Below are 15,537 nucleotides of genomic sequence, written 5' to 3' on the forward strand. Positions count from 1 at the left end.
AGGGCGAAAAAACTGGTTGTTCTCAAATACCAGTAAAGGTGCACATGCCAGTGCGATACTTTATAGCCTTGTTGAAACCGCAAAGGCCAATGACCTTGTAGTGCATGATTATATTTCTACTTGTTTACAGCACCTAGCTGAGCAGCCTGATGATCTTGAATCGCTGTTACCTTGGAACATTAAACAAGCTGGGTGTCGTTAGCTAGACTCTTACGTTGTACCCGCAAAATGTTGGCCAAGTACATGTGTATAGATTTGTGTGGTACTAACGTCATTGTGGCCCAGTAATTCTTGAACACTTCTTATATCACGACCAGCTTGAAGCAAATGGGTTGCGAAGCTATGCCTAAACGTATGGCAGGTGACGCGTTTATTTATTTGAATATTACGCACGGCATTCCCGAGCGCTTTACGAATAACACTTTGATGTAAATGGTGCCTGCAAAGTGTTCCTGTATAAGGATTGATACAAGTAGCGCTGGAAGGGAAAATAAACATCCACCCATGCTGCCTAAACGCGTTGGGATACTTGCGTTTTACTGCATTTGGCAGAGATGGACCTATCCCGTGAAGGTTGTCATCCTGTTGAATCTTAATACCCATTTCAATATAGGTAGGGTTTTTCTGTTCTAATGCTGTAACCACGCATACGCATTTCTTCCTGAAGGCCTTTCAGAAATGGGCTTTTTAGACTCATGATAACTCCTTACCTTATATTTCTGTGTATCTATACAGTGTTATATGGAATTCTCGGATATCAAGGGAAATGATGAAAAGATTTTTTCGCGTTTACGCATGAATAAATTAAAAATATTATTTTTTATCAGAAGGTTATTTATCTGCGATTTGAGATAATAGGTTTGGGAAACGCGCATGCGCACTTTTCCAGATGGTATATTTAGCAGAATGCTGATAAGTTCTTTGCATACTGATAGTTAACTGTGCGCGTTTTCACTGGTCCAACGAGGTAAACGCGCATGCGCACGGATAAAATGTTAGTTGTACATGACGAAACTTAAGAGATCGCTATATATTTTAGAGTTTATGATTGGCTTCGCGCCATCTTTGCTTATTCTCACTTTAGGAGTGATTTTTAGTCCTGCAATTTTAATAGGTTTATTTGCTGGGCATTCTTCCTCTATATTGCTTGCTTTCTTAGTTACTGGAGGCTTGCTTGGGTTCTGGGGAGCAATAAGTTTACTTGTATTAACTTTGCACCCTGAGCAAGAAAATACGAAACCTAAAAGGCTCAAAATATATATAGTGTTAGGTGTTTTATCTTCGGCAGTGGCAAGTTACTCTGTTGGTGGTACAAACTTGTATTTGCTGCCTTTTATTATCGCTCCGTTATTTGTAACGCTACATTTGGTGTTCGTACAAAGACATTATTTAGGTGGTAGTACAGCTAACAAGTAACTAAAGCGGGACTGCTAATAGTTGGCTCAGTTCCACTTCGTTTCACATTGTAGCCAACAATTATCAGCCCCTTAGTTGGGCGTTATGCGACCTAACCTTACGGAGGTGAAATGGTACACATTGAAAAGTTAGATAACTCACACATCGAACTGATAAAGCAAATAAGTGTAGCTGACGAGCAAGTCAAATTTGCAGGTACAGCGGAAGACTTCCTTTCTGACTCTACAGATACCACTCATTTGCATGTGATAAAAAACAATAACGTGGTGATAGGCTTTTTCAAGCTAGACATCGCTTACTCATTTAATCACGATTTTTGCTCGCAAAATGGTCTAGGACTTAGAGCATTTGTAATCGGTATTGACTATCAAGGCAAAGGAATAGGAAAGTCAGCTGTAAAGGCTCTATTTCCTTATCTAAAAGAAAACTATCCAGACTTTGACACCATTTATCTTACGGTCAACTGCAAAAATCCAAATGCACATCGTTGCTATACAAATGGTGGTTTTGAGGATACTGGAGAGAAATACATGGGTGGTGCAGCAGGCCCTCAACACATAATGCGTGCAAAAATCGCGTAACAAAGCGTTTAAGGCAGATTCGCAACGCGTGGCATTTTTGGTTAGATTCAGCTTTTGTGTTTTCGGCACAATGGTTTAGCTTAGGTGGTAGCATTGTTCACTACTTAACGCGGCGTTATGTAACTATGTCGAAGTTTGGAGAGTATTTTGAGTTCCAAAGTGTGCAAATTTTGTGAGAAGTCTCCTGCTATAGATAATTCGCATTTAATTCCTAGCTTTATCTATAAATGGATTAAAGATACATCGCCTACTGGTTATATGAGGGCGACTAATGAACCAAACAAAAGGCAACAGGATGGGTATAAATCTGCATTGTTATGTGAAAGCTGCGAAGAAGAATTTTCAAAGTCGGAAGATCTATTTAAAAAAGAGCTATTTAATAAAATAGCAAATTATAGAAAACCTTGTCCTGAACAATTATCTATCACAAACAATATTAGAACTTGTTTATATATTATCGCTTGGAGAGTGTTGGCTGATGCATATCACTTTCCTAAAGAAAATGACTACACTGATGATGAAATTAATGAGTTTCCTAATTTTTTAGCTGATATGAAATCAGCTATAAACTCAGGTACTACAGACAAGTTTAAAACTCATATCATACCGTGTACTAAAGATGTACTTACCCAGTTAGGGCTGCCAAAAGTAGATTGGTATTTTTATGATCGTATGACTGGAGCAGAGCCAAGAATATGGGACAATTGGGAACGGTTTATCATATTTATAAAAATACCGTCTGCAATTGTTGTTTTTGAAGTAGTACCTAATGACAATGATGACTGGTCTGGAACTCAGATTGATAAAGTCGAAAGCATATCGCTGTCTAAAATAAAGTCTATACCTTCGTATATTTCAGATTTAGTTTCATTTTTTCATCGAGCTTTTGTTGCCAGTAAAGGTGAAGTTACCGAGTTACAACAAGAAAAAATGAAAAATGATATTTTAGCGGGTGATTTAGAATGCGGAGCTATAAAGTCATTAAATAAAACGTGGTAGCCGTTACATAACAAAGCAATCAACGAAGGACGTAAAACGCTTGGCTTGCGCTCCTTCGCCGCTAATTATAGCCAAGAATTTTACGCCTATTATTGCGGCGTTATGTTGCTAAGAGGCTCTAGTGGATCAAATTGAAAAATGGAAACTGATTGAAGCTGAATTAATGGCGGCTTATAAACTCTTGCCTGATGAAACTATTGAATCAGGTGATGGCTATTGTGAAGAGGATTTTCTTACATATATCCATCACAACGAGCTTTTGCTCGCAATGGAAGAGCTTGATGGGGTAATCGTTGATAACGGTATTCCTTGCAAAAAGTTTTGGTCTCATTTGATAAACGCAGCAAAACTTATGAACCATGGTCATGAAGAACGTTACAAATCCATTAAACTAGCCGCAACATAATAGGTTTGGGAAACGCGAATGCGCATTTTTCCAGATGGTATATTTAGCAGAATGCTGATAAGTTCTTTGCATACTGATAGTTAACTGTGCGCGTTTTCACTGGTCCAACGAGGTAAACGCGCATGCGCACGAATAAAATGTTAGAAGCCTATGAGAATTTATGCCTCGACGTAGAGAATTTAAAGGGATTGTGAAAAATCTCGCTGAATTACTGAGTGGTCGAAATAATGATTATTTAGGCTATTGGGGCGTAGGTCAGTTATTTCTGCTAGACCAAGAACATGGAGTTGATACGATTTCGCTAGACTTAATAATTTGTAAGGGCGACATCAGTTCACCTTTATTAGCTGATATGTGCCAATCGATGAAGTCTGAAATGAACCGAATACTTAACGCACATAAGCTCCCAAGTGAATGGGTTAAGTCAGTTTCAGCTAAGTTTAGCTTTAATCAAGAATATCAGGAAAAATATCACTACTGGCGTTCTTCATTGGGCAAACCATACTTGGTTCAAGTAGAAATTGAAACTGATTTAGGGTATGTAAATAAAGCTACGCAAGGGGGCAATGTAAAGCCACATGATCCCTCAAAAGAACAACGAAGAGGCGGCTTCTAACAAGGCGTTTAAAAAGTCGGACATCGTAACGTTTGCTCGGTTTCGCTTCGCTTCAGATTCTAGTAAGCAATACTCTGCCGTTTAACGCGGCGTTATATAGCACTCGGGAATCGGAGAAATGAGTAAAATCTTACTAATAATCGGTATAGCTCTAGCAGTTGCAGGTGCACAGATGTTTATTGCTGACTTCTTACCAGTTGATTTCCTAAAACAGAGCTCAGAAGAAAGCTATCTAAAAATTGAAGCTAGTAAATCATTTTCTCTCATAAGTAACAGGTTGCATTTTTTAGTTGTTGGTATTGTCTGTTTGGTGGCTTATAAATTTAAAAATGTAATTTGCTTTTAATGTGTTATATAACAAATTAATTAAACAATAGACGCAAAACAGCAGGCTTGCGCTTATTCTTCGCTTAGTTTAGCCTGCTATTTTCCGCCGTTTATTAAGGCGTTAGCCCATAGAAATTTTTATGCGAAATTCGCGTAATACAGCCGACCACCTAAAACGCTTTTGTCCAAAAATGAGTTTATTTGACCGTCCGCTATTCGCTATTTTCGAACATTAACCGGTTACGAACGGTCAGATCCGGTTGAGCTCATAGTCCTAAACTGCCAAAACGTTTATGAGTCAGCACACTGAGCCTGCGTCAGATCTCTTGGCCGGCGTACTCAAGTATTAAGCTAAATTAATGTAGTAGAGGCCATAGCCAACAATAAAAGCAGGTACAGCAGAGTAAATGGTGGCAAACAGTGCGGCCCTTGGGGCTAACGCTATCGCTGGAAATAGAGCATCGCCATCGTTAGCAACTGCATTTGCGGCTAGGGCACTAAATGGCACCACACCTTGCAAATATAAAGTCGTGACAACTATCTGCGGTCCGCAACCGGGCAATAAGCCAACTAGAATTGCCACCAGTGGTGCATAAATAGCATAGTCTTTAAACCACAAGGCTAGATCAAGCCCTAAATACGCTGTAGATAATTCATAGAGTAGGAAACTTGCGACCACCCATGCGGTGACAAAATGTGTGTCTTGTAGCACTCTAGTAAGTTTTGAGGGGGGATCGCATTCTCCCTCCTCACAAGTGATATCTTTATAGCTAACGCCTTTGGAGTTGAGTGCCCACACGCAAACTGCAAACAGACACAATATAGCGCCAAGCCAAGCAACTTGAGTATCAAAAGGCGCCAAATCGAAGTTAAAAGCGATGGCGAATGAAATTACGAGGCTAGGTAGTAAACACAGCTTCCAAACTTTGCGGCTCAGGCTAAATGCACGGCTTGCGTGTAACGTTTCTTCTTCGACTTCATTTACCGTTTGTGGCACACAGAAATCGGGCTGATGGATCAAGTGCACGCAAAGACCACTGACTATACCGACACCGACACCCATGGCGATGATAGTCAGACCGGTGAGTGGCTCCTTTGCCAGTAGCAAAAATGCGGCGTCGCCCATGGTCGCTGTGAGTACAGCAACAACCGAAGCAAAGCTGGCTTGCTTTTTGGTAAATTGAGTGACTACGATAATCGCACCACCACAGCCTGGCAGTGCGCCTAATATTGACGCCATACCGATTTCGAGAATAGGGGATTTTGTGCTGAGATAACTGAGGTTAAGTTGTGGAATTCTGTCAACGAGAAAGTAGTACACGAGCAGCGTTGCGGCAACAAAAACACTAACCTGAAAAAAAGCATCGCTTAAGGCAGCCACTACAATGGGTCTAGCCGTGTCAAATGCAAGTAGTGCAATAATAAAAAAAGGTAAAATCAGCCGCTTATTAAACAATAAACTAACCTTAGCCCCATGTGTCGGTTGAGAATATCGAAGTAGAGATGAAAACATAAAGTGCAACCCGTGTATTGTCTAAGTTGCACTTTAGAATTAAATTAAATGAAAATCAATATCATTTACATTATTTTCTTTGGAACTCTGCAGTTGCTTTCCATTGCGGCCATTGTTCCTGCTCAGAAACATCATAGCCAACTTTAAAGAACAATTGCAGATCTTGAATTGCACCGCTTAAATCCCACTCTTCACGGTAGCGATCGCACGGTTGGTGATAACAACCACGCAGAACGAGTCCCATACGTTTACGGTACGTTGCGGTTTCGGCATCAGGAGCCTCTGTTCCACCACCTGCGTACATAGCTGGTACACCCATATTGGCAAAAGCGAAGTGATCTGAGCGGTAGTAACCACCAGCGGCAGGGCGTGGATCGCCTGAAACCACGCGGTCTTGCGCTTTTGCAGCGGTTTCTAGCATTTCATCTAACTCTGATTTGCCAATACCAACTACGCTAATATCTTTCACTTTGCCTAATAGATTTAGGCTATCCATGTTGATGTTAGCAACGGTTTGCTTGGCTGGAATAACAGGGTTTGCTGCATAAAATTTAGAGCCTAATAGACCTTGCTCTTCGGCAGTTACCGCCAAAAACGTCATAGAGCGGGCAGGGCGTGTTGGTAATTTGGTAAATGCTTCAGCAACTTCAATCATACCACCTGTGCCGCTGGCATTATCATGAGCACCGTTGTAGATTTGGTCACCTTTACGGTTTGGATCTGTCCCTAAATGATCCCAGTGAGCTGAGTAAATGATATGCTCATCTGGTTTTTCGCTACCCGGAAGTGTCGCGATAAAGTTATATGAGGTTGACTTCTTGATCGTATTTTTTACGGTAACCGAAGCACTTAGGTCGCCCATATCAACATGATAAGCGCCTTGCGCTGCTTTTTGCTTCGCTGTTTCAAAATCAAGCCCAGCTTTGTTAAACAACTCTTTCGCAACGTCTACCGTTACCCAACCTTCTACCGCCACGCGGTCCATATTATTGTTTTCTTTCTGGAAACCAAACTGCGGGCCGCTCCACGAGTTTTCTACTACGCTCCAAGGATATGAAGCTGGCGCAGTTTCATGAATAATAATTGCACCTGCTGCGCCTTGGCGCGAAGCTTCTTCGTATTTGTAAGTCCAGCGACCGTAATAAGTCATCGCTTCGCCGGTGAATTTGCCTGAGTCAGGGTTAGCAAAACCTGGATCGTTTACTAGCATAACCACTGTTTTGCCTTTAACGTCTAGCCCTTCGTAGTCATTCCAGTCGTATTCTGGCGCATTCACGCCGTAGCCAACGAAAACGAGCTCAGAATCTTTGATCGACTCAAGCTCACTGATACGAGCAGAACCCATCACCATATCTTTTTTATATTCGTAGTGCTTGCCACCGATTTCTAAGGTCATATCAGGATCAGCTTCAAGTGATACCAAGGGGACTTCTTGAAGGAAGCTATTACCATTACCTGGCTGGTAACCTAGCGCTTTAAAGTGTTTGGTCAAATAGGCAAGTGTTAGCTCTTCGCCTTTGGTGGACGGCGCACGACCACCAAATTCATCAGAAGCAAGTGTTTTGATATGCTCTCTTAGTTGAGCATCATTAATACTATTGTATGCAGTATCGATATCTTGAGGGCTGTTGCTGGTGCTAACACAGCCCGCTAGCACCGCCATGGATAATGCGCTGAGCGTCAGTTTAAGTTTCATAATTGCCTTTCTTTTACTTGTTAGGAACCCGTTAGTAGTAACATAAAATCCTCAAAAGTTCGAGGGGGACAAGATGGTCAAACGAGATTGTAGCCAAACACTGGTAATTCGTTTAGATAAAAAGCGATATTGCTAACCGCGGTTAGGTTTGTCCTTGCATTACCTCATTACATTAGCGTGTTACGCTCATTTACAATTGGCTTTTGCCAAGCCCCTTGGGCTTCAGTAAAATAGGCCGCTAATTGCATGATAAATATCTCAATCCTATGAAAAAGTTTACAGCACCAGAGGCGTGGCAAGTGGCTTGTTTAAATACTGAGCCGTTCTCCCATTTGAATCAACTTTTTGACTTAAAAGGCCAACATGATTGGCCAAGCCCAGAGTGGCTGTCATCGCATGTAAACACCATTAGTTCACAGCAGTACGACACTCAGTTCGTGGCCGATGAAACAATTGACTTTGGTGAAAAATATTATGAAGAGATTATCTATGACACCCACCAGATCCCCACACGTAGTAAAAACTGGCACGATTTGTTTGGCGCGCTGATTTGGTGCTTATTTCCAAAAACCAAAGCCTTGTTAAATACGTTACATATTGAAGAAATAGAGCAGTATGGACTGAAACAGCGTAGTAAAAAACGCAATGCCTTAACGCTTTTTGATGAATGTGGCTTGGTGTTGGCGATTGATAATGATGAGTGGCGAGAAGCGTTTAAAGCACATCAATGGCAAAGTGTATTTTACGATAATCCCACGCACTGGCAGCAAAACCTTAAGCCTTTTGTCTTTGGTCATGCAAACTATGAGATGCTAACTAATCCCTTTATTGGACTGACGGGAAAACTGGTTTGTATTAATGTCGACAAAGCATTTTGGCAGCTGTCACTAAGGGAACAATATATTTGGCTCGACAATAAACTAGTCGAACTTATCAATGATGGACTGCTTGAAGACAATACCCAGATGTCTCCCATCCCATTACTTGGGATCCCAAACTGGTATGAACCTCAAGAGCTGGCATTTTATCAAAATACGGACTATTTCAGACCGAAAAGAAGGAAATAGCATGATAGCTATCAACGGATTAAAAAAACGGTTTGCTTTGACTCGCGAACACAAAAAGAAAAAGAGTCAAACGGATCCGCGTGAGCGAGATGGATTTTTTCATAGTGTGGAGGAGGTTAACCTTCATTGTGGGCAAGGTGAAGTGCTTGGTTTACTTGGCCCCAACGGTGCCGGAAAAACAACGACGTTGCGAATGCTATCTACCGCCCTTACGCCTGACGAAGGCCGTATACTTATTGATGGCCAAGATATTGTTAAAAAGCCAGTCATTGCAAGAAAGGCCATCGGCTTTTTATCGGGTTCAACAGGCTTGTATGGACGCCTGACCGCGAAAGAAAATGTTGAGTATTTTGCCCGTCTTCACGGCTTAAAGGGAAAAGCGCTAAAAGCGAGGTGTGATGAGCTTTTTGAGCGGTTAGAAATGGCCACCTTTCTAGATAAACGCGCCGAGCATTTATCTACTGGTATGAAGCAGAAAACCAATATTGCGCGAGCAGTTGTGCACAGTCCTAAAGTCGTTGTGTTAGATGAACCAACAACGGGGCTCGATATTATGACCACACAAACGGTAATCTCATTTATTCGCGACCTCAAGGCAAATGGTACACCGGTTATATTTTCTACCCACCACTTGGATGAAGTGGCACTATTATGTGACCGAGTATCAGTGATTGATAAGGGGATTACTTGCTTTGATGGCAGCTTGGCTGACTTTAAAACTAAAGGTCAAAGTGATGAGCTCAATCAGGCATTTTTAAACTTGTTGACGGGAGCAGTAAATGTTTGAGGTGTTTTTGAAGGAAATCAGAGAGCTGTTACGTGACCGAAAAACCTTGTTTTTTGTGATTGCGCTGCCCATGCTGGTATTTCCTGTGATCATGGCCTTAGTTGGGTTTATGGCGTCACAAGCAGCAATGGAAGCTGAGCAAGAAGTTCACACGTATTTTATTGTCAATGAGGCCTATGCCGAGCAGTTTTCTGAACAGGTGTTTTATCACAAAAGCTTTAAAAAGTATGATGGTGAACGCAAACTTGATAGCGTTGAAGCGCTCAGCGATGCAGTGCGAAGCGGAGTGATTGACGTTGGTATATTTATTCCATCCGATCCGGTGAGCAACCTCGAGTCTGGGATAAAAAGTGAGTGGAAAATTGTGTTTAATGACGCACAATCGATCAACTTTATTTACAACCGCTTATCTAAACTTGCCCACGCTTTTTCTGATGAACTTCGAGCGGCTAAGTTAACAACGCTTGGGTTGGCAAAAGAGCAGCAAGCGGCTGTTCTACAACCTATTTCAATCACTAAAGTAGATACCGCAGATAAACGTGAAAACCTCGGTGAGAAGCTCGGTGCTTTTATTCCCTATATGCTAATTCCGTTGGTGTTGATGGGAGCAAGTTATCCTGCAATCGACTTAGGCGCTGGAGAGAAGGAGCGCGGTACATTAGAAACGCTACTTTTGACACCGATTTCTCGTACTGAACTGGTATTGGGGAAGTTTTTAACTGTATTGGCCAGCTCAATATTTTGTGCTTTAGTTACGGTCTCGAGTATGGCGTTATGGATTGGGGTTGCCAGTAGTTTTGTTGAGCTAGATGTGATTAAAAATGCATTCTCGTCAGTGACCTTATTTGATTTTTCACTTATTTTTGCGTTATTGCTTCCTGTGGCTGTCATGCTTTCATCACTGACGCTCGCCATTTCGATTTATGCCAGAACTTTTAAAGAAGCACAAAACTATATGGGCCCGCTGAGTATGGGAATTTTTATTCCTATCGTGATGTCCTTAATGCCAAATATGGAGCTGACCGCCAAAACAGCCTTGATCCCAATTACTAATGTGGCTTTAGCTATCAAGGAAATCATCAAAGGCACAGTGGATTATAGCTACGTTGCATTGATATTTGGCGCCTCTGCAGTACTCGCAGCAGGACTATTAGTATGCTGTGTTAAGTGGTTTAATCGAGAAACGGTGTTGTTTAGGTGAAGTGCGAGTAAGAGACGGCGCTAGAGCACATTAAGTACTTTAGCGTTGTCATATGTAGGTGAAACTTATAGGTGATACCGAGTGGACAATGGCTTTATTCGTGTTCTACTATGCAGCTTCAATGTTGTCGGTTTTAAGAGTTTCAATTTCAACCACGTTAAGCACCGATTGTACATCTGACCAATGTAGTAATTCGATACGGCCTTCTTGGTTTTCAACTAGCGCAGTACAGTTTTCTATCCAGTCACCATCATTACAATACACTATACCGTCTACGACGCGGATCTCTGGTTGGTGAATATGACCACAGATAATACCATCAACGCCTTGCTTTTTAGCTTCATGGATAGCAGCATGCTCGAAAGCAGCGATAGCCTCTCTTGCTTTATGCACGCGCTTTTTTAACCATGATGCTAACGACCAGTAATGACCGCCATATAGACGTCGTATGCGGTTAGTCCAGCGGTTTAAAAATAGTAAAAAATCATAGGCGGCATCACCAATGATACTGATAAGCTTGTTGTATCTTGTGGCTGAGTCAAAGTCATCGCCGTGTAGTAATAAAAACCGCTTACCTGCCGAGGTAGTATGTATAAATGTTTTGTGTACTTCGACTTTGAACAGCGTTTGCCCATCATAGTTTCTAAAGGTTTCGTCGTGATTACCTGGGATGTAGATAACACGTGTGCCTGACTCTGCTTTCTTTTGTATACATTCTAGCACTTGATAGTGAGAAGGGTCCCAGAAAAATTGGCGTTTCATTGACCACAGGTCAACAATATCACCTACTAGGTAGAGTACATCGCACTCTGTTTTGTTGAGAAAGTCTAGCAAGAACTTCGCTTTACAGTCCTTGTAGCCCAAATGCACATCTGAGATCCAAATACTCGGATAGTATGTTGTTTTCATGGCTTGGCTCTTTAGCGTAATAATAACCATGCTAAGAGGAGAAAATGACAGTGGCGGGGCAGTTAGAAGAAGCTAATATGACAAAAGGGCATACATCTGTATGCCCTTTTTTGATCAATGTAATGACCTTGTGTTATTTGCTTTTGATTGCGTTAACAATAGTTTCAACGGCAGATTCAATATCAAGCATTAGCTTTTCGCCTGTATGACGATTTTTTAGCTCAACCTTATTTTCATCAAGGTTACGCTCACCGATGACTAGAGTATAAGGTACACCGATTAGCTCCATATCGTTAAACATAACGCCTGGACGCTCTTTACGGTCGTCGAATAAAACGTCGATACCTGCATTTTGCAGATCGGCATAAAACTTTTCGGCGATTTCAGGGATACGATGAGACTTATGCATATTCATTGGCACTATCGCAAGCTCAAACGGAGCAATAGCAACAGGCCACTTAATACCATAGTTATCATTGTTTTGTTCGATTGCTGCGGCCACGATACGTGATACACCAATGCCATAACAACCCATGGTTAACGTTTGGTTTTTGCCTTCCTCGCCAAGCACGCCTGCTTTCATCGACTCAGAATACTTAGTACCAAGTTGGAATACATGGCCCACTTCGATACCACGTTTGATCTGAATTTTGCCTTTACCACAAGGGCTTGGATCGCCTTCCACAACGTTACGGATGTCTTCGACGGTATAATCGCTAACATCTCTGTCCCAGTTGATACCGCTGTAATGAACGCCATCTTGGTTTGCACCAGCAACAAAATCAGCCATTACGGCAGCGCTGCGATCAACGATAATAGGCATTGAAAGGCCTACAGGGCCAAGTGAACCCGGTTTTGCACCTATGGTCTTAACGATGTCTTCTTCGCTTGCCAGTTCAAGTGGTGAATCTAACAGCGCTAACTTCTCAGCCTTAAGTTCATTTAATTCATGATCGCCACGAACGATAAGGGCAACAAGACCTCTGTTACCGTCTTCGTCTGGAGCGCCATAAGCGATTAATGTTTTTACACCACGATGCGGTTTAACACCATGTTTGGCTTTTAAGTCGGCAATAGTGAGAGCTTCTGGCGTATCAAACGTGTTAAGTGCTTTGCTTGGCTCAGGACGAACTTCTGTTGGTGCTAGCGCCTCAGCCTTTTCTATGTTGGCAGCGTAATCACTTTCATCACTGAATGCGATTGCATCTTCACCAGACTCAGCAAGTACATGGAATTCATGCGATAAGTTTCCACCGATAGAACCGCTGTCTGCAATAACCGGGCGGTAGTCAACACCTAAACGGTCAAAGATATTACAGTAAGCTTGGAACATCTTATGGTAGGTTTTTTCTAGGCACTCATCATTTAGGTGGAATGAATACGCATCTTTCATCGTGAATTCACGGGCACGCATCACACCGAAGCGTGGACGAACTTCATCACGCACTTTAGTACTTACTTGATACAGTGTGATTGGAAGTTGCTTATAGCTGTTGATTTCACGGCGTACAAGATCTGTAATAACTTCTTCGTGTGTTGGACCAAGTGCAAATGGACGGCCATGACGGTCATTAATGCGAAGTAATTCAGGACCAAACTGTTCCCAACGGCCAGACTCTTCCCATAGTTCTGCAGGCTGGATCACTGGCATTAGCAGCTCAATAGCACCTGCTTTGTCCATTTCTTCACGAACAATTCGCTCTACCTTGCGGAAAACTTTTAGGCCTGATGGCAACCAAGTATATAGACCTGAAGCCAATTTGCGGATCATGCCCGCTCTTAGCATTAGTTGGTGGCTTACCACCTCTGCATCAGACGGCGTCTCTTTAAGAGTCGCTAATATATATTCACTCGTACGCATTCTTATTCCAGTATAAGTTACTTATTGTTCTCTTATTAGCGGCTATTCTAGCAGTGCTGTAGCCGCTTAAAAAGCTTTAATCCTTAAACATCTTCACAATTTATGAGTTTACAGGGGGCCGCTTGCTTTACTAACCGGCAGGTGAGATCTCGGTGACGTGATTGTGTTCACCATCAACGCTCCAGCGAATATTAAAATCGTATAGACTCATGCCATAATCTTGTTGTGAAGCACGTTTCTTTTTATAGGCAGGACGAGGGTCTTGTTTAAGTATGTTTATGATAAATTGTTTAAGCTCAGGATAGTTTTTTTGCTTTTCAATATATGCGCTTGCTTGATCTGAAAAGCTCACTGTCATCTGTGTTTCTGGTCGAGTATCTGCAAAGCCGGCTGTAGCATCTATTAGAGAGTCGGAATAGGGGAGGTAGGGCTTGATATCAATGATTGGCGTGCCATCTAATAAATCTACCCCAGATAAAAGTAGGTCCAACTGACCATTTTTATATTCTATACCTTCGAGTTTTACCGCGCTCATGCCAATGCCGTTTGGCCTAAAGGTTGCCCTGGTCGCAAATACTCCTTTTCGTTCATTGCCACCTAGTCTAGGTGGACGAACCAGTGCGGAATAGCCTTTATCAGCAGTTTCATGGAAGCGAAATAACAACCAAATATGGGTAAATTCATCAATGCCACGAACAAACTCTTCTCGATTAAACTCACCCATAAAGCGTAATTTTGCTTTTGCTTCAGGTACAAGTCTTGGTTGCCTTGGAATGGCGAACTTTTGTTTATAAGGGGATTGAATGTAGCCAATAGGCTCGATAGTGAGCTTTTCCACCGTCGTCTCTGTGTTGATTAAGATGGGTAAAGTTTACTATCGATTGCTGTTTTCACAAAATAATGTCGGTCTGTACCTTTGTAATGCTGTGTAATTCAACTGTTTAGATTTTTGGTATAAAGTTATTTGCAATGGAAATCTAAATAGTGGTTTAGAAATGAATAAGCAAAGCTTATCTCCACAACGTCATTTACAGGCTGGATTTAATACAGGCCCAGCTCAAATACTTGGCACTCGGGCGTACGAGTATAAGCAATTAGTCAGCGCAATTAGGCCTATCCATGGGCTAAAGGAAAAGCTGAATGAGCTCAACCAAAAAAGCGATAAAAATAGATGACAGAGTTTATTCAAAAAGTGAATAAAAGCTGCCAAGAAGCGCTTTGCAACGCATCACCTCTGAAGCCAATTTTAGTTGAAGCAATTTCAGCACGGCGAACTGCGTTACAGTCAATTATTCATGATTTAACAGAAGGGAAAGTTAGTCCAACCAGAGTAGACCTATTACTTAGCGAAGAAGCCGAAAAAGTCAGCCAGCACCTCATTAAAGCGGGAAGCTTGAGTAAAAGAGAAGCGATTGCGACAAGTGAGAAAGCTGTATTTACTCTAGCTCGCCACCTACTTTAATTGGGTCAACTAGATAATTCGATGACACCCATAGAAGATAATTCGATGACACCCATAGATAATTCGATGATAAATAATTCGATGATAGATAATTCGATGACACCCATTATAAATTGTGATGTTTGAAAGTCGTTTGAGAGAACCTAGTTTTTGGAATATCATCAATAGCCAAGGCTATTATAAAGATAATGATTTTTCGTTATTAATTGCTTCTCAAGATGGAAAGCTATGAGCACGCATAGGGAAGTCCTGAGACTGCAAAGTAAGGCATATGGAAGTGAAGTTATGAATATCAGTCTATTTAACCCAGCAAGCGTTCGCAGTTGGTTAGGTTAGTACGTCGGCGCTTTTTAAGTGTTTTACAATGAGCGGTGATAGCGCGCTTCCGACCCACCGCGCCGTGAAATACTCGTGAAAACTGCGTGGTAAGTTTGAACCAGCTCTCGGGTTCTATATTTAATCGGGTAAGAATAGGCTGCATGTCGTCAATATACCCAGGCTTGTCAGCACGAATACATCGGCCTGTGAGCTCAACAAGTTCAATATAATAGCTGAGTTCAAAGGGGAGTCCTTTTGGCATATCTTTTTGTGGGTTGCCAGCAAAGCATAGTAGAGACTTGGGTTGCTGGCCGAGTTTGGCATAATCGATACGCTTTTTAATGCTGGTGTAGTCTGAATTTTCTGGTGTTGTAGCAA

The 15,537-nt window shown here is 41.9% G+C and carries 17 protein-coding genes and 2 pseudogenes; 12 read left to right on the forward strand and 7 right to left on the reverse strand.

What is annotated here, in order from left to right; all coding sequences use genetic code 11:
• Positions 1 to 202 (forward strand): transposase domain-containing protein (locus tag CEX98_RS07315; protein ID WP_143484331.1); only part of this gene is annotated, 202 nt, incomplete at its 5' end.
• Positions 203 to 210: 8 nt separating this feature from the next.
• Here CEX98_RS07315 and CEX98_RS07320 read toward each other — a convergent pair.
• Positions 211 to 627, reverse strand: a pseudogene (locus CEX98_RS07320) (tyrosine-type recombinase/integrase); the annotation flags it as partial.
• A 378-nt stretch (positions 628 to 1,005) separates the two neighbouring features.
• Here CEX98_RS07320 and CEX98_RS07325 point away from each other — a divergent pair.
• The 6 genes from CEX98_RS07325 (at position 1,006) to CEX98_RS07350 (ending at position 4,364) form a co-directional block, all read left to right on the forward strand.
• Positions 1,006 to 1,416 carry a hypothetical protein gene (locus CEX98_RS07325; protein WP_143484332.1) on the forward strand — a complete coding sequence of 137 codons (411 nt, stop codon included), beginning with the start codon at positions 1,006 to 1,008 and terminating at the stop codon, positions 1,414 to 1,416.
• Positions 1,417 to 1,526: 110 nt separating this feature from the next.
• Positions 1,527 to 1,997 carry a GNAT family N-acetyltransferase gene (locus CEX98_RS07330; RefSeq protein ID WP_099641446.1) on the forward strand — a complete coding sequence of 157 codons (471 nt, stop codon included), beginning with the start codon at positions 1,527 to 1,529 and terminating at the stop codon, positions 1,995 to 1,997.
• A 147-nt stretch (positions 1,998 to 2,144) separates the two neighbouring features.
• Positions 2,145 to 2,996 carry a hypothetical protein gene (locus CEX98_RS07335; RefSeq protein WP_099641447.1) on the forward strand — a complete coding sequence of 284 codons (852 nt, stop codon included), beginning with the start codon at positions 2,145 to 2,147 and terminating at the stop codon, positions 2,994 to 2,996.
• 121 nt (positions 2,997 to 3,117) lie between these two features.
• Positions 3,118 to 3,402: a hypothetical protein gene (locus tag CEX98_RS07340; protein ID WP_099641448.1), complete on the forward strand. Its 285-nt coding sequence runs from the start codon at positions 3,118 to 3,120 to the stop codon at positions 3,400 to 3,402.
• A 160-nt stretch (positions 3,403 to 3,562) separates the two neighbouring features.
• The gene (locus CEX98_RS07345; RefSeq protein ID WP_099641449.1) at positions 3,563 to 4,018 is read left to right on the forward strand and encodes a hypothetical protein; all 456 of its coding nucleotides are present in this window, start codon (positions 3,563 to 3,565) and stop codon (positions 4,016 to 4,018) included.
• Positions 4,019 to 4,136: 118 nt separating this feature from the next.
• Positions 4,137 to 4,364 (forward strand): hypothetical protein, encoded by a 228-nt coding sequence (locus CEX98_RS07350; RefSeq protein ID WP_099641450.1) that lies wholly within the window; start codon positions 4,137 to 4,139, stop codon positions 4,362 to 4,364.
• Positions 4,365 to 4,691: 327 nt separating this feature from the next.
• On the opposite strand, the gene CEX98_RS07355 is transcribed toward CEX98_RS07350, so the two are convergent.
• Together CEX98_RS07355 and CEX98_RS07360 are read right to left on the reverse strand one after the other, a co-directional pair.
• Positions 4,692 to 5,858, reverse strand: a complete 1,167-nt coding sequence (locus CEX98_RS07355; protein ID WP_099641451.1) for a putative manganese transporter — start codon at positions 5,856 to 5,858, stop codon at positions 4,692 to 4,694.
• A 70-nt stretch (positions 5,859 to 5,928) separates the two neighbouring features.
• Positions 5,929 to 7,554, reverse strand: coding sequence for a M28 family metallopeptidase (locus CEX98_RS07360; protein WP_099641452.1), 1,626 nt, complete (start codon positions 7,552 to 7,554; stop codon positions 5,929 to 5,931).
• A gap of 266 nt (positions 7,555 to 7,820) precedes the next feature.
• On the opposite strand from CEX98_RS07360, the gene CEX98_RS07365 reads away from it, so the two are divergent.
• From CEX98_RS07365 to CEX98_RS07375, 3 genes are read left to right on the forward strand one after another with little or no spacing between them, the layout of a single operon-like run.
• Positions 7,821 to 8,621 (forward strand): DUF3025 domain-containing protein, encoded by an 801-nt coding sequence (locus tag CEX98_RS07365; protein ID WP_099641453.1) that lies wholly within the window; start codon positions 7,821 to 7,823, stop codon positions 8,619 to 8,621.
• A 1-nt stretch (position 8,622) separates the two neighbouring features.
• Positions 8,623 to 9,408, forward strand: coding sequence for an ABC transporter ATP-binding protein (locus CEX98_RS07370; protein WP_099641454.1), 786 nt, complete (start codon positions 8,623 to 8,625; stop codon positions 9,406 to 9,408).
• Positions 9,401 to 10,609, forward strand: coding sequence for an ABC transporter permease (locus CEX98_RS07375; protein WP_099641455.1), 1,209 nt, complete (start codon positions 9,401 to 9,403; stop codon positions 10,607 to 10,609). The genes CEX98_RS07370 and CEX98_RS07375 overlap by 8 nt, the downstream gene beginning before the upstream one ends.
• A gap of 108 nt (positions 10,610 to 10,717) precedes the next feature.
• On the opposite strand, the gene CEX98_RS07380 is transcribed toward CEX98_RS07375, so the two are convergent.
• The 3 genes from CEX98_RS07380 to tsaA all read right to left on the reverse strand — a co-directional run bounded on the left by CEX98_RS07380 (position 10,718) and on the right by tsaA (position 14,217).
• On the reverse strand, positions 10,718 to 11,518 hold the full coding sequence (locus CEX98_RS07380; protein WP_099641456.1) for a UDP-2,3-diacylglucosamine diphosphatase: 801 nt from the start codon (positions 11,516 to 11,518) through the stop codon (positions 10,718 to 10,720).
• Between the two features lie 133 nt (positions 11,519 to 11,651).
• Positions 11,652 to 13,379, reverse strand: coding sequence for a proline--tRNA ligase (locus tag CEX98_RS07385; RefSeq protein ID WP_099641457.1), 1,728 nt, complete (start codon positions 13,377 to 13,379; stop codon positions 11,652 to 11,654).
• Positions 13,380 to 13,509: 130 nt separating this feature from the next.
• The gene (gene tsaA / locus CEX98_RS07390; protein WP_099641458.1) at positions 13,510 to 14,217 is read right to left on the reverse strand and encodes a tRNA (N6-threonylcarbamoyladenosine(37)-N6)-methyltransferase TrmO; all 708 of its coding nucleotides are present in this window, start codon (positions 14,215 to 14,217) and stop codon (positions 13,510 to 13,512) included.
• Positions 14,218 to 14,374: 157 nt separating this feature from the next.
• On the opposite strand from tsaA, the gene CEX98_RS07395 reads away from it, so the two are divergent.
• Together CEX98_RS07395 and CEX98_RS07400 are read left to right on the forward strand one after the other, a co-directional pair.
• Positions 14,375 to 14,554, forward strand: coding sequence for a hypothetical protein (locus CEX98_RS07395; RefSeq protein WP_099641459.1), 180 nt, complete (start codon positions 14,375 to 14,377; stop codon positions 14,552 to 14,554).
• Positions 14,551 to 14,841, forward strand: coding sequence for a hypothetical protein (locus tag CEX98_RS07400; protein ID WP_099641460.1), 291 nt, complete (start codon positions 14,551 to 14,553; stop codon positions 14,839 to 14,841). The genes CEX98_RS07395 and CEX98_RS07400 overlap by 4 nt, the downstream gene beginning before the upstream one ends.
• Positions 14,842 to 15,142: 301 nt before the next feature.
• On the opposite strand, the pseudogene CEX98_RS07405 reads toward CEX98_RS07400, so the two are convergent.
• Positions 15,143 to 15,537, reverse strand: a pseudogene (locus tag CEX98_RS07405) (transposase); the annotation flags it as partial.

It is taken from the genome of Pseudoalteromonas piscicida (assembly GCF_002744175.1).
Taxonomy (GTDB): Bacteria; Pseudomonadota; Gammaproteobacteria; order Enterobacterales; family Alteromonadaceae; genus Pseudoalteromonas; species Pseudoalteromonas piscicida_B.